This window comes from Flaviflexus huanghaiensis, assembly GCF_014118685.1.
Lineage (GTDB): Bacteria > Actinomycetota > Actinomycetes > Actinomycetales > Actinomycetaceae > Flaviflexus > Flaviflexus huanghaiensis.
The window spans coordinates 126,582-144,268 of the sequence record NZ_JACFAK010000002.1 but is presented as its reverse complement, the minus strand read 5'-3'; the positions used below and the strand labels follow the sequence as shown (position 1 = coordinate 144,268).

The following is a 17,687-nucleotide window of genomic DNA, read 5'->3' as shown; positions in this document are numbered from 1 at the left end:
GCGTGCTGATCGATATCGTGTTCTGGGTGCTGGGAGTGGTGGCAATCCTCAGCGGCGCCGCTGTGTTCTGGGTCGATTCGATGGCGCGAGCGAGTTATGCGCTGGCGTTATCGTTCGTCGCGGTCGGTGTACAGGTCCTGTTCCTGCAACAGAACTACGTCGGGGTGATGACGATCCTCATGATGATCATGGAGATGGCGATCATGGCCGTATACATGGTCATGTTCATGGGGATGAACCCCGCGCTCATGCCGATGAGCATGGTGCACTCCAAGAAGACCGCGCTCGTCATATCCATATCCGTCTTCGCGATGCTCGCGGCTGCGATCTTGCTGACCGATTGGCCCACACGGCGAGGGCAACCTTCGGGGGATGTGACAGCGAGCCTGGGTGAGACGCTCATGGGCACGAAGATGCTCGTCATGGTGGTTATCAGCCCCATCATGATTGCGACGATCGTCTCCGGCATCGTGCTAGCGGCCCACCGCACCCGTTATGACCGCCTGGGCGATGACTTCCGCCGCCGTCCAGCCGATGATCCGCAGGGTGGAGGTGTTGGGCGATGACATTGGAGGCATCCCTGCTTATCGCCGCGGGACTCTTCGCGGTGGGTCTCTACGTTGCGATCTCTCAGCAGGTCGTCGTCATGGTCATGATGGGTCTGGAGCTCATGATCAACGGACTCATCCTCGCCGCCGGAGCGTTCTGGTGGTTCCTCGCGCCCAACCCGGACGGACAGGTGCTGTTGATGGTCATCATCGCCGCGATGACGGTGGAAATGGCGATGGGCTTTGCCGTCGCAACGCACCTGCATAGAACCAAAGAGACGGACATGACCGACATGGCAACGGATCTCTCCCGGTGATGTGCTCATGAGCCAGATCGCCCTCGCCTTGCTCGTGTTGCTACCCGCCGGAGTCGGCTCCGTGCTCGCAGTCTCCCGGGGGGAACGGGCCGTCGTCGCCGTCTCGCTGGCAACGGCGACGGTCACAGCTCTCTTAGCGGTTGTCGTCGCGGTGGATCAGCCCCGGATCGGCTACCCGTTTGTCGCCGGTACGTCATTCGCGCTAGGGGTAGACGGGCTGGCAGCGCTCATGGTGCCGACCATCGCGATCGTCGCCCTCCTCGTGCTCGTCTTCGCCTCGTCGGAGATCCGAGCGGCACGCGGGCGCTTCTACGGATTCATGCTGATTTTTGTTTCTGCAGGACTCATCACCGCGACCGCCGAGACGATCCCAACATTGCTATTCGCATGGGAGATCATGGGAGCAACCTCGTATGCGCTGATCGGGTTCTGGTGGCGCGATAAGGACAGAGTCTCTGCCGGTATGACCGCATTCCTCACGACCCGAACCGCAGACCTGGGGCTCTACGTCGCGGCGGGAGCGGCATTGGCGAGCGGCGCAGGCCTGAGCCTTGACAATCTGACCGCCGGGAGCTCGGGGTGGCGCCATGTCATGGCTGCCGGGTTCCTTCTCGCCGCGCTGGGCAAGGCCGCCCAGCTACCGTTCTCGTACTGGATCTCGCGTGCGATGGAGGGCCCGAGCGCGGTCAGCGCGCTCCTGCATTCGGCAGCGATGGTGGCGTTGGGCGGTTACCTGCTACTGCGGGTTCAGCCGCTCCTGGCCGCGACCGGATGGGCGGGAATGACAGCAGCGTGGATCGGCGCGGCAACGGCCGTGCTGCTGGGACTCGTTGCCCTCGCGCAACGCGACCTCAAGCAACTGCTCGCAGCTTCCACCTCCGCCCAACTCGGGTTCATTGTTCTCGCGGCGGGCGTCGGAGGCGTGACCGGCGGTGCGACTCACCTCATCGGCCACGCCGCAACGAAGGCGGCGTTGTTCCTCGCCGCCGGCATCTGGCTCACCACCGTCGGTAGCAAGAGATTAGCGGACCTTCGCGGCGTGGCTCGGCGATGGCGGATCACCGGTCTCGCAGCGACGACGAGTGCCCTTTCCCTCGCCGGTATTGCGCCATTGGCGCTGTGGGCGACAAAAGACGCCATTCTCGGCGCCGCACTCGATGTCTCGCCGGCGCTGTACGCCACAGGACTGGCCGCCGCGATGCTATCTGCGGCCTATGCGGGCAAGATCCTTCGAATCATCTGGCAGGCGGAAGCGAAGCCGGAGACCGTCGCGCCCAGTGCGTCGGCGCAGGCGCCACTTGTTGTGCTTGCCGTGGGTGCCGCCGGGCTCGGGATGATTGCGCTCCCCCCGTTAAGCGCGACAGTTGCGGGTTTGCTGGGTGAGCCACTAATAAGCCCCACCGCTTGGGAGTTGACGCTCTCTGCCGCGGTCGCGGTGGTCATTCTCGCCCTGGTCTGGTGGCGCGGGACGCCGGAACCGCGCTGGCTGGGCAACTGGCTGGGCCTGGGAACGGCGACGCACCTCCTCGTCGTGAACCCTAACCTTCGGCTCGCCGAACGCCTGGCGCAATTCGACGAGCGAGGTATCGATCGGGCGATCACCGAGACGGCCGCTGGTACGCTCCGATCCTCCGACGGCCTCGCTCGCTTCGACGACCACGGCTTGAGCCGCGGCATCTCAGGGGTCGCAACGACGACAGTACGGGCCGCACATGTCAGCGCATTCGCGGACGACCACGGCTTCGACGGTGTCGTGCGCGGCGTCGCAACAGGGTTTCGCAGGCTCGGACGTTACGCCCGGGAACCGCAGACCGGGCAACTCCATCACTACTACATTGCGTCGATCGCAGTCTTTGCGGTCGGGGTCCTGCTACTTGTATTCGTGAGGTGACGCGTGCTTTCGTTGATCATTCTGTTCCCCTTGGCCGCAGCGCTGTTGCTCGTCGCCGTGCCCGCGATCAGTGACGCTGCGGCACGCTGGGCGTGGGTCGGCGCCGCGGGGCTTGAGGTCATACTTGTCGCGACCGTATGGGGCATGTACACGACGCCCCCACCTGGCGAACGCGCGCTCTCAGAACGCATCGAGTGGATGCCAGGCATCGGTAGCAGCTATCACCTGGGCGTCGATGGGCTTTCGCTGCCGCTCGTGGCTCTCACCGCGGTCATCTTCCTTGCGTGCGCGATCTACGCCCTCCGGGACACCCGCCTCCCCCGGCTCCAAGCCGCCCTATTCCTCTTCTTGCAGTCCGTGAGCACCGGAGTGTTCCTCGCAGCGGATCTCATCCTGTTCTTCGTATTCTTCGACCTGTCGATCGTCGGGATGTATTTCGTCATCGCCGGGTGGGGGCACAAGGATGCGGCACGCTCGGCGCTGAAATTCTTCCTCTACACGTTCCTCGGCTCGCTCGCCCTGTTGCTCGGCTTCATCGGCCTGTATCTCGGGGCAGCCCCGCATACGTTCGACATGGTTGAGCTCACTGCGACTCCGCCTCTGAGTGATAACCCGCTCGTAGGAGGCGCGGTGCTGGCTGCAATCGTCCTGGGATTGGCGATCAAAACCCCCACCGTGCCCTTCCACACGTGGCTACCCCCGGCCCACACCGACGCACCCGCGATCGGCTCCGCCGTGCTTGCCGCGGTGTTACTCAAGATGGGCACGTACGGATTCGTTCGGATCGCAATGCCAATGTTGCCCGACGCGTGGCGGGCCTGGGCGTGGATCATCATCGCCGTGGGCATTATTTCTGCCCTCTACGGCGCGCTTGTCGCCCTCGCCCAAACGAATTTTAAGCGGATGGTCGCCTACACCTCTGTCAACCACATGGGCTACATTCTCGTCGCGCTCGGCGCCGCCGGCCTCGTCACCGCCGATACCGTGGAGGCCAGATCGATCGCGGTCTCGGGGGCTGTGACCCAGATGGTCAGCCATGGCCTCATCACCGGTGCACTATTTCTCCTCGCCGGGATCTTGTGGCAGCGCCGCAGTAGCTACGTCATGTCCGACTACGGCGGCCTCGCTGCGCCAGCCCCACGGTTCGCTGCGCTCCTTGCGATAGGAGCATTCGCCTCGCTCGGACTTCCCGGGTTCTCCGGGTTCATCGCGGAATTCCAGATCTTCACCGGAAGCATCGCCGCCAGCCCAATCACCGCGATCGCCGTTCTCGGTATTCTCCTCACCGCCGCCCTCTTCCTGCGCGCGTTACAGTCGTTACTCACCGGAGAGACCCGCGGTAGCTCCGACGAATTCGCCGATCTGCATCCCAACGAGGCATGGTCGATCGTCCCGCTACTTGCGCTCGTGGTTGTCATCGGGATCCTGCCCGGCCCACTGCTCGAGATGATCGAACCGGCTGCCGCGGCTGCCGTCGAGCTGGTTGGAAGGTAGGTCGGCATGGACATGCGGCCGATGCTGCTGTTGCCTGAAATCTCTATCTTCCTTGGCGGCATGGCGGTGCTCCTCGGCGGCTCATTCCTCCCGCGAACCAGACAATGGGTCAGTCGCTTGATCGCAGCGATCGCCTGCCTCGGGGCAGCCATTGCCGGCGCGGTCAGCCTCTTCGGTCCCGCTCAGCAGGCGATGAGCGGGACTTTCGCGATCGACGACGCCACCGCTATCGCCAGGATCATCGCCCCGCTCGGAACGTTGATCGTTCTTGCGCTCGCGAGCGACGAGATCGCCGGCTCCCCTCGCGAGAGTGACACCTACGCACTGTTGCTCTTCTCCACCGCAGGCACACTCATCCTCGCAGGCGCCAACGACCTACTCATCGTCGCGGTCGGATTCTTACTCTCCAGCATCCCCCTCTATGGCCTCATCGGCGTCAGCTCCACCCCCAACGGGGCCGAGGCCACGATGAAGGCCTACCTCATCGGCGCTCTGTTCGGCATCGTCCTCCTCGGAGGAATAACGGTCCTCTATGGGGTGTCGGGCACGACCCTGTATGGGCCGTTGGCTCGAGAACTCGCGGGGGCTCCCCCGGGTGCCGTGGGGCTGGGTGCGGCCAGCGTCGTCATGGCCTTGATGTTCAAGGTGGGAGGTGTGCCGGGGCACTTCTGGATTCCGGATGCCGCTCAGGGCGCGGGGGGAGCCGTTGCGGCTTTCCTCACTACGGTGCCGAAGGTCGGTGCTCTCATCGCCATCTATCGAGTGCTCGAGATCATGCCCGCCACGTTGGCCTGGCCACTCCTGGTGGCACTGCTCGCAGTCGTCAGCATGACGTTGGGGAACCTTGCCGCATTCTGGCAGTCCGATCCTCGCCGTCTGCTCGGCTGGTCTACCGTCAGCCAGGTGGGTTACCTGCTTGTGCCCCTCGCGGTTGTCACGCGAAGCGACCTCGCCCTCCCTGCGCTACTGTTTTACCTCGCCGCCTACGTCCTTACGAACCTCGGGGCCTTCGCAGTTTCGACCGCCTTCCCCGAGCTGCGGGACCTGGAGGAGTTTCGGGGCCTGGGCCGCGAGCGCCCGTGGCTCGGAGCCGCGTTGGTCGTGCTGTTGCTTTCATTGGTAGGCACCCCACCCACAGCGGTGTTCGTGGGGAAACTCGTGACCGCGGCCGCAGCGTGGGATGGCGGGGTGGCTTGGCTCGCGATCGCCGTGTTCGTCAACAGTGTTGTCAGTCTGTTCTACTACGTGCGATGGATCGCACCTGTGTACCGTAGCGGCGAGGCTCGCGCCTCGCACGGGATGGGTCAATTCCTGCCGACACCATGGTCGTCGGCAACCGCCATTGCCTCTGCCGTGGCGGTGCTTGTGCTCGGAATCGGGGCGGGGATCGCCTGGCCCGCCCTCTCCTGAGGGAGCAAAGCACCGTTTGTTCTCTCTGCCTCTCGCGACGAGGATGACCTTGGCTAGCTCGCGTCCTGGAACTTGACAATCAACGCCATGTCTCCGCTCCGGAGCTCATGGCCCGACCTTCATGTGCGCAACGATCTCTGAGTGGGCATCTAGGGAGACGTCACAAACCCAAGCAAGCCGCGACGAAGGTTCCGCGCGCGAATGGGGGGCCGCTCCTTCTTCTCAGATGCTTGAGGTTGCAGGAGCAACGAGAGCCTTCCGCTATGCGACGTTAGTGCCACACCGTCGCGTGCGCGGGAGCAGTGGCGTGCTTTAGGACTCCCAGGCGGCCCTCTCGCGCCGTGCGAACTCGGCGAAGGTGGTGGCCGGGTGTCCGGTGAGGCGCCTTACGGAGGTATTGGGGAACGCGGACACGTTGAAGCGAACGAGACGGTAGATCATTCGCTGAACGGCAATGTAGTCCTCGGGTTGGCCCTGCTCGCGCAGGTGGGTGAGGTAGTCCTTTTCGCTGGGTCGCCGGTAATGGATGCGGCGGCCGAGCACGTCACTGAGAATATCGGCGACCTTGCGGTAGCTCAGACTGTGTTCACCGGACAGTGTGTACGCCTTGCCGATGTGACGAGGTTCGGTAAGCACAGCGGCAGCGACGCGGCCGATGTCTCGCGCGTCGATAAACGCAGTGAAAGAACGCCCGGCCGGAACGAATACCTCATCCATTTCGCGAATCTCGCCCGCGTGTGTCGTGGAGAGATTTTGCATGAAGAAGTTTGGGCGCAGTGAGGTGAAAGGTACGCGAGAGCTTTTCAGATATTCTTCAACCGCGAAGTGCGGGGTCGTGCGGTTGTACTGAACGCCCTGGAGGGAGAGAAAGACGATCTGTCGGATATCGCGGCGCACGGCGGCATCAATGGTCGGGAACAGGTAGGTGTGCACGTCGGCGATTGCCGGGGGACGCATGAGGAAAAGCCGGTCACATCCGTCGAGGGCTTGATCGAGCTCGGTCGGTGACATCGAGTAGTCGAAGCGCCGCGGCTCAACGCCCGCTTGCAGGCGAAGCGCATCGGCGTCGTTGCGCACAGCACCGACCACGCTGGCTCCGCGGTCGAGCAGGAATTCTGCCACCGCGGCACCAACCGTCCCGGTTGCGCCGGTCACAAGAATGCTCATCATCTGTCCTCTGTCGTAATGCGATTCATCATGTGGGCGAGAGATGCCAGTTCTCCATCGGTGAGGCCGGCGAACCGGGTTTGAAGACGCGCCACGACGGCTGTCTCGAAGCGCTCCACCTCCTGGTGCGCCGAACCGGACAGCACAACAATGCGTGATCGTGCATCTGTACGACTCACCTGGGTCTCAACGTGTCCTTCGGCGCGCAGACCGTCAATGAGCTGAGTCACCGCACCCGGTGTCACATCGAGAAGCTCGGCGAGTCGGCCAGGGGTCAAACCAGCCGGCACGCGCGCAAGAAGAAACAGCGCCAAGAGCTGTGACCTGGACAGGACCTTTCCCTCGAACGGTCGTCGCTGTTCCGTTGACAGGACCTTAGCGAGGGCAGTGACCCCACTGAGGATCTCCCTGATCAGCTCGGCACGGTTGCTGTCGGTCGTCATCGGCCACTCACGAACGGCATGTCCCACACGTACTGACGATCATCGATCTGGGTAAGAATGAAGTCCGCTAAGTCATCCCGGCTGAGCTTTGTCGTGCTGTCCCCGCCGACCCACCCGACCCGGTATGAGCCCGTCCCTGGCTCCTCAGTCAACCGCGGTCCCCGAACGACCGTCCACTCGAGGCCGCTGCGCTTGAGAACGTCCACGTGCGCCTCAGCATCGGCAAGAACTCGGCCCGACAGTACCTTCAACAGTCCCCGGATCATGCGGTCGGCCATCTTCGGCTTGTCCTTGCCCTCGGCTCGGAGCCCACCGCCGGAGAGGGTGATGATTCGGCTGACCCCGTGGCGTTGCATTGCGTTCACAATGAATGTTGTGCCATCGGCCTGCAACGTGGCAGGAGAGCCCTTGACATGGCCGATAACGCTCACGACCGCCTCGGCACCCGCCACCGTCTTATCCACCGACGACGCATCCAGCACATCGCCCTCGATCACCGTGAGCCGGTCATCGGCTAACACAATCTTCGCGGGGTCGCGAGCCAAAACTCGTACGGCCAACCCGTGGGAGAGAGCCCGCTCGACGACTCGACGGCCCGTGCGACCAGTCGCTCCAAAAACTGCGATAGTAGAAACCATGTAACTACTTTAGCAACTAAACTAGATATGGGGCTACCCCGAGCTGGTAATTCCGAAAAGGCGAGCACGCGGGCGTCGATGCAGGAGAATGTGAAGCACGAATCGTGGATGAAGAGAGGCGTGCGTCCGGAGGCTGCCAACGACGAGAACGACCGATTCGGATGGACACGCTATCGCGGCGATGGGCAGTCTCGTCACAGGTCGGGAAGAACGGGAAAACGACCACGACGCCACTCACAAGAACTTGAGCGCCCTCACTAATCCGGGCCTCATTCTTCTGGTTCCTGCTGGGTGTTCTTGACCGAGTACCCTGGACGACATGGAACGAGCCTCCCTTACGACCACACGACTTCGCCTCGAGGTTCCAACGCTGGAGCTGACCGAGGATCTTGCACAGATCTGTCAAGATCCCGAGATTCAGCGCTGGACGACGGTGCCGAGCCAGTATGGAGTTGACGACGCGGCGGAATTCCTCTCATCAATCCCACGCAGATGGAACGAGGACTGCCCGGTGTGGGCAATTTATGCCGATGATCTGTTCGTCGGTCTTGTCGACCTCTATCTCCCCGTTGGACAGGGGCGTCGGACCGAGGTCGGATTCTGGGCGAACCCAGAGGCTCGAGGCCACGGGTACATGACGGAGGCTGTTCGGGCAGTATGCGAATTCGCTTTTGAGCGCGGCTGCTTCGCGATTGGATGGGCATGCGCCGTCGAGGGCAACGACGTGAACTGGGCAAGTGCAAAGGTTGCGTGGCGTAACGGCTTTGTCTTCGAAGGTATTCAGCGGGCTGCTGTCATCGAGAAGGGGAAGATCAGAAACTATTTGCGGGCAACGCTCCTTCCGTGCGATGCTATGGAACCGGCAGAGCCCTGGTTCGGGCCGTCCCCCGGCCGCAGACCAGTATGGAATCCCAAGGACCCCGAGGCGCTCGTCCGCGAGTTCCACGAGACGTATGCGATGCCGATCGCCGATGATGGCCCAAACGTTGACCGGGACCGTACCCACATGCGCATGGCTCTTATCGCAGAGGAGTTCCACGAGCTCGTCGCCGCTGTTTACGGCGAGGCGGCTGGCCGCATCGTCGACGAAGCATACGGTGAGGCGGTGAAGCGAGATGATAACTCGCGTGACACCGTCGAAACGGCCGATGCTCTGGCCGACCTCATCTATGTCATCTACGGCATGGCGCTGGAAACCGGAATACCTCTCGCCGACGTGCTACGGGAAGTCCAAGCCGCCAACCTGTCGAAGCTCGGTGAGGACGGCAAGCCGATCTATCGTCCCGATGGCAAGGTCATGAAGGGGCCGGCGTACTTCCGTCCCAGGGTTGACCGAGTCCTCGGTTTTACGGCCGACTAAGTGCTGAGTTGCTCCCCTACGGGAGGCTAACGTCTCCTCTGATGACCAACCCTTGAGGGAAGGTGTAGTCCCCCGTGACGGTCAGGCTGGTCGCCTCAACCAACGAGGGAACATGGTGCGTGCGTGCGTCGAACTTGTCGACGTGAGCAAAGTGCTCCGGGTCCAGCCAGATCGTAGGAGCTTGATCGATGGTTCTCGTGATGACGCCGCTTGGCGCGACATCGTAGACGTCAGAGCGAATGAGCAGCAGGTCATTCGTCGTCTTAACTGGCAAGAACCGGGATCGATCAACCTCGATGGCGAGTGCGCCGTCGAAGATCTCGATCGCCGCTCCCATCCCTGTTTCCAGCTGATAGACCTCGGCTGATGTCGCGTCGGTCGGGTCGACTGTTTTCGCGTTGAGGATGAGGGGCAGGCCAAGATAACCGCCACGCCTTCCCAGTTCGTCCGCGAGCGCCTCGAGGTCGAGCCACAGCGTATTCGTGTTGAAGTAGGAGTGACGCTCGATGTCCTGGAAGTGGTCGACATCCTCCGGTGCGGTTTGTGCGAGTTCGCGGAGGATGAGCTTGCTGTCGGAGGCTCGGACCGCGAGGTGGCCGCCCTTTCGGTCGTTTGCTTCTCGCCTACAGACCTCCATGGCGAAAGGTGCGCCGCTGTCGGCGAACCACTGGGCGAGGGCTGCATCGGGGAATGCCCCGAGGTTGTCTGAGTTGGAGACGATGGCGTAACGGTATCCGCGGTCGAGGAGCTCCTCCAGGAGGCCGGATTCGGGCAGGGCGGTGTAGAGGTCTCCATGTCCTGGAGGGCACCACTCAAGGTCGGCATTGGGATGCTCGGCGGGCGTCAGGTCGCCTCTCAGAAGTTTCGGAACTCGATTCTGAATGAAGCTGAGGGGCAAATCGTCGACGGCAAGTGAGTCGAAGCGTTCCACGTAGTTTTGTGTGTCGTTTTCGGTGTGGAAGGAGTTCATGAAAACGAGGGGAAGGCGAACCCCCTGCATCTGACGGACAGACATGACCTGGGCGATGATGATGTCGAGGAACGTCCTGTCCGGGGTGACGTTGAGGAGCGACTTCGCCTTGTGCAGTCCCATGGACGTCCCGAGACCGCCGTTGAGTTTAATAACCGCGGTCTGGGCAATCGCATGTGTCTCTGACTCGTTGCTGGCTCGCTCGGCGCTCGTGGATCCTTCCCCGGTGTAGCGGGGGATCTTTGTCAGCGGCCTGATGTCGCTCTCGCGAATGTAGGAGGATTCGCCACGGGCGACCTTCTCGATGTTCTGCTGGAACACGTGGATGGCAAGGTCGCCAATTCCGGCTTCCCTCATCTTCTCAACGGCCGGGGTCCACACAGCATTCATCGTCATCCTTCCTTCAGTGAGCCGCGTACAAGGCCCAAGATGCTGCCGATCAGCAGGGCACCGGCTGCTGCGATGAGGAGCCATACTGCGGCGCCGAAGCTACCACCTTGAGCGATGACTGCGCGGTGGTCGGAGTTGAGCACAAGGTAGGCGGCGACGCCACCAAGCACGGCTCCTGCCACCATACTCAGTATCCCGCCCCAGCGTCCTCGCGTTCGGCTTCCTGTCGAGGCTAGGAGAAGGACAGAGCCGACGGCGCCAACGAGCGCCGCTGCGAGGATTGTGTAGGAGTAGTTGTTGCCCGCCTCAGAACCCCACAGCGAGATTGGCTCGCCGATCGACACGAAGGGAACGAACGGGGCAATAACAGCGAAGACGACGGCGGCGAGGGCGAATCCCCCGCCGACGGCGCCGATGGTGGTCTGGGGTTGGGATGAGGGCACGCTCTTCGACTGCCGAGTGGGGCGCACGAACGCCGCTGGCCACGGCTGGGAAGCTGCCCGATCGTTCTCTAGCCCGCCGCGTGCCACGCCTGCCCGGTCTCGTGTTGGTGGCGGCACGGCTTCTCTGCCCGACTCGCTTGGTGTGTCATCAACGGCGGGCGCTTGGTCGTCCCGATTTCCTGCCTCTATCGGCTCGATTGGAGCGCCATCGACCATCTCGTCCCGTGGACTGCTGGCACGTGTCCAGGCCCCGTCGGCGAGCTCCGTCGGCCGGTCATCTGCTTGTCGTGGCCAGTCCGTCGCAAGACTGGGTTGTCCCGCTGATCGTTTGACCCCGTGGGGGTTGACCCGCGTCCCGCCGGGCAGCGGAGGGACGGGGCGAGGAGTGGGGATCGTGTCGCGCCCATCTGGCTCAGGTTCGGGGGTGTGAGCGGACGGGAGGAGGGTGTTCCCCTCGTCGTTGCCCGGATCATCCGGGGCGATCGTGTTCATGGTCGGTCGTCGTCGAGGACCTCAGCATCTTGAATATCGTCTTCGACAACGGCGGCGAGAATGTCACCGGCGAGGGTGTCGATGCGGGCGTTGATCTCCTTGACCTTTCGCTTCTGCTCTTTCGCGGTCATGACCTCGATGAGGGGAAGTCCTGCGTCAATTTTCGCTAGCTGTTGCTTCCACTCCGTCGCCTGCTCGGCAACGGCAGGAGTGTTGGCCGAGGCGTAGAGATAGGTCACCTGCTCGCGGAGGACCTCAACTCGCTTCGTTGCACCGGGGACGCCCTTCTTCTGACGGGCGTCCTGGTAGGACTTGAGCTTGCCGGACAGCGTCGACACCGCGTCAGGGTTCGAGTCGATCATCTTCTTGATCACCGGCCCGTAGCGCTGAACTGCGTTAACGACGACGGGGCCGGAGAGGATTGCCCATCGGATAAGTGTCGTGAATTTCGCCATGTGTCATCCCTTCTCGCGACCAACTCTATCCCTGCCCGGGCGAGTTCGCTGATCAGGATGCCGAGGGCGAACAGTTCCGGCCAGATAATGACGTGTGACGGGACTGTGTCAGCGGAAGTCCCGTGACCTCACCGGCAGGGCGAGAGGAAGCTGGTCGAACCCGTCGGCGACGAAGTTGACTGTCCCATCACCCCGTTCCACCATGCCCCGGATGATGAGGGCCCGCGAAGGCCTCGCGACGTCCCTGTGGCGGGCCCACAGGCCCGGCGAGCATACGACGTTGAGCAATCCGGTCTCGTCCTCGATCGAGAGGAAAATTGTTCCTTTAGCAGTTTGCGGGCGCTGCCGGTGGGTGACGATCCCGCCGACCTCGAGCCTGGTGCCAAGCGGGGCGGTGAGGATATCGGCGACCCTGAGCACGCCGCGTTGCGTGAGCCTGTCCCTCACAAGCACTGTCGGGTAGACGCTGGAGATCCCGGTCCGCACAACATCAGCGATAACGGTCTCCGCCTGCGTCATCTCAGGAAGCGTTGGCGCCTTCGTGCCGACCTCGGTACCGGGAATGGTGGGCTGGATCCAGCCGTGGACCGCCCGCTCCTCACTGCCGAGAGGGCCCGCGGCCCACATTCCCTCCCGCCGGCTGACGTTGATCGACGTGAGGGCACCCGCCTCGGACAGGATCCGCAGGTCCCGCTCATCGAGCCGGCACCGTCGCGCCAGGTCAGCTATCGACGTGAATGGTCGGTCCTTCCGCGCCGCGCTGATCCGTTCGGCGGCCGCGCCGAGACCTTTGACCGAGTCGAGTCCAAGACGCAGGACAAGATGAGGGTGGGGGCGGACGAGATTATCTTCCGCCGCTACCGGTATGGCATCTTCCCCTGGAACCATTGCGGTACTCCGCTCAAGGCTCGCCTCAACCTCGGAATGGTTGATATCGGGGCGGGCTGTCCGCACGCCGTGACGGCGAGCATCCGCCACGAGGGACTGCGGAGAGTAGAAACCCATCGGTTGAGCGCCGAGTAAGCCCATGTAGAACGCTTCGGGGTGGTGAACTTTGAGCCAGGCGCTCGCATAGACGAGGTAGGCGAAGGAGAACGAGTGGGATTCGGGGAATCCGAAGTCCGCGAACGCCTTGAGGCTGTCATAGATCTTCTCGGCCGTTTCTCCGTCAATGCCCCTTTCGGCCATGCCCGCCACGAGCTTGGTATGGAGGGCCTCCATGCGTTGGCGGGAGCGTTTTGACCCGATGGCCTTGCGCAGCTGGTCCGCCTCATCGGCGCTGAACCCGGCGGCATCCACCGCGATCTGCATGAGCTGCTCTTGGAAGAGCGGAACACCGAGCGTTTTCTCGAGGGCGGGTTTAAGGAGCGGGTGCAGGTAGGTGACCGGTTGCCTGCCCCGCCTACGTTCGATATAGGGATTGATGGCATTGCCTTGGATAGGGCCGGGACGGATGAGGGCGACCTCGACGACAATGTCGTAGAAGACCCGCGGACGCAGTCTCGGCAACGTGCTCATCTGGGCCCGTGACTCTACCTGGAAGACGCCGACCGTGTCGGCGGCGCACAGCAGGTCATAGACGGCAGGGTCCTCCGCGGGAACGGAATGAAGCTCGTAGGGCCTGCCCAACTCATCGACTGCCCCGTAGGTGGCGATCGCGGTGAAGGCCAGTCGCAGGGCGGTGAGCATGCCGAGACCGAGCAGATCAAACTTGACCAGTCCCGCCTCAGCGCAGTCATCCTTGTCCCACTGAAGCACAGTCCGTCCCGGGGCAGTTGCCCAGCCGACCGGGCACACATCGATAACGGGGCCTTCACACATAACCATGCCGCCCGAATGGATGCCGAGATGTCGGGGAAGCTGGAGCATCTGCTCGGCGATCGACAAAACCGTCGGATCGATGCCCTCGGTTGAATCGAGTCCCTCCTGCCCTTCTGCTGGGGCGGTGAGAGACCCCCACCGCTCAACCGACTTCGACCACGCATCGACCTGGCCGAGCTCGAAGCCGAGCGCCAATCCCGCATCCCTGATCGCCATCTTCGGTCGATAGCTGATGACATTGGCAACCTGGGCGGCATGCTCACGACCATGCCGCCCATAGACGTGCTGGATGACCTCTTCGCGGCGCCCCGATTCAATATCAATATCGATATCGGGGGGCCCGCTCCGCCCCGGCGACAGGAAACGTTCGAACAGCATCTTGTGCCGCACCGCATCAACCGCCGTGATCCCGAGCGCGAAGCAGACGGCAGAGTTCGCGGCCGACCCTCTGCCCTGACAGAAGATACCGTTGTCGCGACAGAAGTCGACCAGTTCGTGGACGATAAGAAAGTAGCCGGGGAAGCCGAGCTTCTCAATGGTCGCGAGCTCGTGGTCGATTAACTCCCACGCCCCCGCGGTCGCTCCGCGCGGACCGTAGCGTTGTTCCGCGCCACGATACGTGAGCTCTCGTAACCAGGAGGTCTCTGTATGCCCCTCGGGGACAGGAAAGGGCGGTAGCCGAGGTGCGACAAGGTGGAGGTCGAAGGCGAGCTCGGCACCTAGCTCGCCCGCGGCATCAACTGCCCACTCGTGAGCGGCATGGATCGCCCTCATGTCCTCATCCGACCGCAGATGAGCCCCCGCGGCTGGTAGCCACGCATCCAGCTCTTCGAGTGGGGTGCGGGACCGGATCGCCGCGAGCGTATCGGCCAGGGGACGGTCCTCGGGTCGGGCGTAGTGGACCTGGCCCGTCGCGACTGCCCGCAGCCCGCTCTCCTTCGCTAGGATGGCGAGCGTCCTGTTGCGCTCCCTGTCGTGCGGTCCGCCGAGGTCCGTCAGCTCGACAATGACATTGTCCCTGCCAAACAGCGCGCCCAGCCTGTCAAGTTCGGCTCGGGCGGCCTGCACACCCCCTGTTGAGAGAGCTCTGCGCACGTGACCTTTTCGGCATCCGGTGAGAATCGCCCACTGCCCATCCGCAGCCTCGGCGAGGCTCTCGAGCCGATAGTCAGCACAGCCTTTGACTCCCGTGGCGAGCTGCGCACGACCGATCGCGGATGACAGCCGACGATAGCCTTCGACCCCGCGGGCGAGAACGACGAGATGGTTCGCATCCGGATCCCGCTCCCCTGCCCGCTTGGGGGCGTAGACATGACCATCGAGGGGCAGGGAGATCTCGGTACCGATGACAGTGGGCAGGCCCACCGTGCGAGCCGCTGTCGCGAGCTGGACGACGCCGGGTAGGCCGTCATGGTCGGTGAGCGCAAGAGCAGACAGGTCAAGCTCAACGGCTCGAGAGACAAGGTCTTCCGGGAGGGAGGCCCCATCAAGGAAAGAAAACGCCGAGTGGGCATGAAGTTCCGCATAACGAAAACCCATCAGCTGTAGATCCCTTCGAGGAGCCAGCTGGTACCGCTGCGGTAGATAAGTGCAGCGGGCCCCTCCACCCCAATTTGAAGGTACGCCCGGCGATAAGAATCGGGAGCCCACCAGCGTCCCGAGATGCTCCACGGCCCCGCATAGTTCCAGACCTGGACGGGACGCGAGTAGTAGTACGCCGCATGGGCACGGCTCGAATCAGGCCGCTCCGCATCGGACCGGCTCGGCATCGGGGCAAGAACGAAGCGACCTGGCGTGGGCTCAACACAGTCAACGCAGGCGAGCTGGATGCTCTCGTCAACATAGAGGCTGCCCCCGCAACGGCAGGAAAGCAGGACCCGAGGCGCATGAGGGAACACGATCGACGGCCAGGGCCTCGGCACAGCCCCCACCCACGGCCGGTCCGTCTCAGTTTTCTCCTGGACCGCCTGCCAATTCTCACACTCCGTCGCCGCGTCCGGGCATCGGCCCCCGGTCCACCGCACCGACTGCACAGCCGAATCACCGAGCATGCCTTGAATCCGTAGGACACTGCGCTGCGCCTGCTCTCGGCCTCGCCGGCTATCGCCCCACAGCGTGGCCTGCCTCGTCCCCGCAGGCGTCAGATCAGCGGCGGTCAGTTCAAGGTAGGTGAGCTCACCCAGAGGATGAGTGTGCCGACTGTCGAGCCAGCCGGAGATCTGCCAGCGCACCCTGTCAGTGATATCGCGGGCACTGTTCACCCCGTCGACAGACCATGTGCGGCTACGTTCCCCACCCTCCGCGAAATGAGCCTGGACAACGAGCTGCCCACACACCTGCATCCGCGCCGCCAGCTTCCCTGCCAGCTCATCGGCAAGCTCCTTCGCGAGGAAGGCCGCCTGCTCCTCGTTGGCGATCGCGTCGACGTGTCTGCGCACCGCGACCTCCGCGGCCGGTGCCGTTGTCTGGATAACCGCGTGGTCGGCGCCGTGGCAAAGCCGCCACAGAATCGTTCCTGTCAGCCCGAAACGGGAGGCAATCTGGGAATGGTCGAGGGTAGCAAACTGGCCGATGGTCGTGATCCCGAGCGACCCGAGCACATCGATTGTTTCCTCCCACTCGCGGCGGACCCGCCCATTCGGAGCCACGGTGAGCGTCGCTGTCACGGGGAAGTCTGCAAGGAAGGAGGCGGTCTCTTCAGCGGGGACATTCCTGCCCTCGCGTGCGGCCAGCACACTGGTGAGCAGACCGCACCCGTAGCCCACCTGAGATTCTTCAGCCTGGCTCGCGACAGAGGAGATGAGCGACGCGGCAAGAGCATCGAGGCCGCCTGCGAGGCGGGCGGGTGCGCTGGCGCCGAAGGTGACAAGCCCGGGGCGGAGGATGACAGTCGCGGCGACATGGTCCTCGATCGCATCGAGCACCCCGGCGAAGACCCTGCTGTCACGATCATCATCGCGGGAGATGATCGTGAGATGAGGGACGAGAGACACCGCCTTACGGCGTGTATCCCCCTGCCGCACTCCCTGCCGACGAGCGGCAGGACTTGCCGCCCGGACGCGGCTGTCACAGACTGCGACGGCCTCCTCTGGCGCGGCGAGAGAGGAGGCGATTGCTGCCGCCACCGGCCAGTCAGGCACCCAGAGGGCGCCTCGGAGCGTGCCGAGCATCAGGACACCGCCTGGAGGATCCGCGGCGCTTCGACAAGCCCTTCGGATGTCCATATGCACGAGGTGCGAACAGGACCGGATGAGACGGTGTAGCGGACCGCTGTGAGGTGACCGACGCCCGCGTCATATCCGCTTGGCTCAGCAGTCTCCACCCGCAAAACAACAGAGGCGGTCGGCCAGTCGGCTGCAAGGATGCTTGTGCCTCGCGTGCGTACCCGCTGGGCAAGAGCCCGCTGTTCCCGCATCGTCAGCCCCAGCTCGCCAGCCACAATGATGTCGAATCCGTCCGCGAGCGCAGTGAGAACGTCGGGGGCGCGTGCGCCCGGGTGTGGGATGTGGGCGGTACGGGTGAGGTCAAGACCGTGTTCGACAGCTGCTCCCCACCCGATGAGAGGTAACCCAACGAGGGCGATCCATGCTCCCTGGGAGGAGGCGTGGCCAGCGATGGCGAGGAGGATCGAGGTCGAGCCGGCGATGGCAACGATGCCGGGGGTGAGAGCAGGAAGAACGGGGGCGAGCGCTGGCGGGGGTTGCCAGCCCTGCTTGTCCTCAGTTTTGCTCAGACCGCTGGCTGTCTCTGCTCGTTGAAGGACGTCTCGTGCATGTGCGAGCCGCTGCGCGTGGTTCACGATCCCCCCTTTTTAGAACACTTGTTCGATGGTTCGATCTTCAGTTTAC

15 protein-coding genes are annotated in these 17,687 nt (G+C 63.5%); 6 read left to right on the top strand and 9 right to left on the bottom strand.

Translation table 11 applies throughout. The features are described from left to right. Positions 1–2: 2 nt before the first annotated feature. From H7E91_RS02335 to H7E91_RS02315, 5 genes are read left to right on the top strand one after another with little or no spacing between them, the layout of a single operon-like run. The gene (locus H7E91_RS02335; protein WP_182353470.1) at positions 3–566 is read left to right on the top strand and encodes an NADH-quinone oxidoreductase subunit J; all 564 of its coding nucleotides are present in this window, start codon (positions 3–5) and stop codon (positions 564–566) included. Further along, positions 563–865, top strand: coding sequence for an NADH-quinone oxidoreductase subunit NuoK (locus H7E91_RS02330; RefSeq protein ID WP_182353469.1), 303 nt, complete (start codon positions 563–565; stop codon positions 863–865). The genes H7E91_RS02335 and H7E91_RS02330 overlap by 4 nt, the downstream gene beginning before the upstream one ends. 7 nt (positions 866–872) lie before the next feature. Next, positions 873–2,756, top strand: coding sequence for an NADH-quinone oxidoreductase subunit 5 family protein (locus H7E91_RS02325; protein WP_182353468.1), 1,884 nt, complete (start codon positions 873–875; stop codon positions 2,754–2,756). Between the two features lie 3 nt (positions 2,757–2,759). Further along, positions 2,760–4,250: an NADH-quinone oxidoreductase subunit M gene (locus H7E91_RS02320; RefSeq protein ID WP_182353467.1), complete on the top strand. Its 1,491-nt coding sequence runs from the start codon at positions 2,760–2,762 to the stop codon at positions 4,248–4,250. A 6-nt stretch (positions 4,251–4,256) separates the two neighbouring features. Next, a complete protein-coding gene (locus tag H7E91_RS02315) occupies positions 4,257–5,660 on the top strand; it encodes an NADH-quinone oxidoreductase subunit N (protein WP_206680331.1) in 1,404 nt (467 codons plus the stop codon). Positions 5,661–5,972: 312 nt separating this feature from the next. Here the strand turns inward: H7E91_RS02315 and H7E91_RS02310 are convergent, their stop codons facing one another. From H7E91_RS02310 to H7E91_RS02300, 3 genes are read right to left on the bottom strand one after another with little or no spacing between them, the layout of a single operon-like run. Continuing rightward, entirely contained in the window at positions 5,973–6,827 is an 855-nt protein-coding gene (locus tag H7E91_RS02310) for an SDR family oxidoreductase (protein WP_182353466.1), read from the bottom strand. Continuing rightward, positions 6,827–7,270 (bottom strand): MarR family winged helix-turn-helix transcriptional regulator, encoded by a 444-nt coding sequence (locus H7E91_RS02305; protein ID WP_182353465.1) that lies wholly within the window; start codon positions 7,268–7,270, stop codon positions 6,827–6,829. The genes H7E91_RS02310 and H7E91_RS02305 overlap by 1 nt, the downstream gene beginning before the upstream one ends. Then, a complete protein-coding gene (locus tag H7E91_RS02300; RefSeq protein ID WP_182353464.1) occupies positions 7,267–7,908 on the bottom strand; it encodes an NAD(P)-dependent oxidoreductase in 642 nt (213 codons plus the stop codon). The genes H7E91_RS02305 and H7E91_RS02300 overlap by 4 nt, the downstream gene beginning before the upstream one ends. A 319-nt stretch (positions 7,909–8,227) precedes the next feature. Here H7E91_RS02300 and H7E91_RS02295 point away from each other — a divergent pair, with 319 nt between their 5' ends. Then, entirely contained in the window at positions 8,228–9,268 is a 1,041-nt protein-coding gene (locus tag H7E91_RS02295; RefSeq protein WP_182353463.1) for a GNAT family N-acetyltransferase, read from the top strand. Positions 9,269–9,284: 16 nt separating this feature from the next. Here the strand turns inward: H7E91_RS02295 and H7E91_RS02290 are convergent, their stop codons facing one another. From H7E91_RS02290 to H7E91_RS02265, 6 genes are all read right to left on the bottom strand, one after another. After that, positions 9,285–10,634 carry a UTP--glucose-1-phosphate uridylyltransferase gene (locus H7E91_RS02290; protein ID WP_182353462.1) on the bottom strand — a complete coding sequence of 450 codons (1,350 nt, stop codon included), beginning with the start codon at positions 10,632–10,634 and terminating at the stop codon, positions 9,285–9,287. After that, the gene (locus H7E91_RS02285; protein WP_182353461.1) at positions 10,631–11,563 is read right to left on the bottom strand and encodes a hypothetical protein; all 933 of its coding nucleotides are present in this window, start codon (positions 11,561–11,563) and stop codon (positions 10,631–10,633) included. The genes H7E91_RS02290 and H7E91_RS02285 overlap by 4 nt, the downstream gene beginning before the upstream one ends. Then, on the bottom strand, positions 11,560–12,018 hold the full coding sequence (locus H7E91_RS02280) for a hypothetical protein (RefSeq protein WP_182353460.1): 459 nt from the start codon (positions 12,016–12,018) through the stop codon (positions 11,560–11,562). Before H7E91_RS02280 ends, H7E91_RS02285 begins: the two co-directional genes overlap by 4 nt. Positions 12,019–12,126: 108 nt before the next feature. Beyond that, on the bottom strand, positions 12,127–15,378 hold the full coding sequence (locus H7E91_RS02275) for an error-prone DNA polymerase (protein ID WP_182353459.1): 3,252 nt from the start codon (positions 15,376–15,378) through the stop codon (positions 12,127–12,129). After that, positions 15,378–17,009, bottom strand: a complete 1,632-nt coding sequence (locus H7E91_RS02270; RefSeq protein ID WP_182353458.1) for a DNA polymerase Y family protein — start codon at positions 17,007–17,009, stop codon at positions 15,378–15,380. The genes H7E91_RS02275 and H7E91_RS02270 overlap by 1 nt, the downstream gene beginning before the upstream one ends. Next, on the bottom strand, positions 17,009–17,638 hold the full coding sequence (locus H7E91_RS02265) for a hypothetical protein (RefSeq protein ID WP_182353457.1): 630 nt from the start codon (positions 17,636–17,638) through the stop codon (positions 17,009–17,011). Before H7E91_RS02265 ends, H7E91_RS02270 begins: the two co-directional genes overlap by 1 nt. Positions 17,639–17,687 lie beyond the last annotated feature (49 nt).

Bases quoted from the DNA above. Each gene is read 5' to 3' on its own strand.
- H7E91_RS02330 (WP_182353469.1), top strand. From the start codon at position 563: ATGACATTGGAGGCATCCCTGCTTATCGCCGCGGGACTCTTCGCGGTG.
- H7E91_RS02285 (WP_182353461.1), bottom strand. From the start codon at position 11,563: ATGAACACGATCGCCCCGGATGATCCGGGCAACGACGAGGGGAACACC.
- H7E91_RS02325 (WP_182353468.1), top strand. From the start codon at position 873: ATGAGCCAGATCGCCCTCGCCTTGCTCGTGTTGCTACCCGCCGGAGTC.
- H7E91_RS02280 (WP_182353460.1), bottom strand. From the start codon at position 12,018: ATGGCGAAATTCACGACACTTATCCGATGGGCAATCCTCTCCGGCCCC.
- H7E91_RS02315 (WP_206680331.1), top strand. From the start codon at position 4,257: ATGGACATGCGGCCGATGCTGCTGTTGCCTGAAATCTCTATCTTCCTT.
- H7E91_RS02300 (WP_182353464.1), bottom strand. From the start codon at position 7,908: ATGGTTTCTACTATCGCAGTTTTTGGAGCGACTGGTCGCACGGGCCGT.
- H7E91_RS02275 (WP_182353459.1), bottom strand. From the start codon at position 15,378: ATGGGTTTTCGTTATGCGGAACTTCATGCCCACTCGGCGTTTTCTTTC.
- H7E91_RS02290 (WP_182353462.1), bottom strand. From the start codon at position 10,634: ATGACGATGAATGCTGTGTGGACCCCGGCCGTTGAGAAGATGAGGGAA.
- H7E91_RS02305 (WP_182353465.1), bottom strand. From the start codon at position 7,270: ATGACGACCGACAGCAACCGTGCCGAGCTGATCAGGGAGATCCTCAGT.
- H7E91_RS02295 (WP_182353463.1), top strand. From the start codon at position 8,228: ATGGAACGAGCCTCCCTTACGACCACACGACTTCGCCTCGAGGTTCCA.
- H7E91_RS02270 (WP_182353458.1), bottom strand. From the start codon at position 17,009: ATGCTCGGCACGCTCCGAGGCGCCCTCTGGGTGCCTGACTGGCCGGTG.
- H7E91_RS02310 (WP_182353466.1), bottom strand. From the start codon at position 6,827: ATGAGCATTCTTGTGACCGGCGCAACCGGGACGGTTGGTGCCGCGGTG.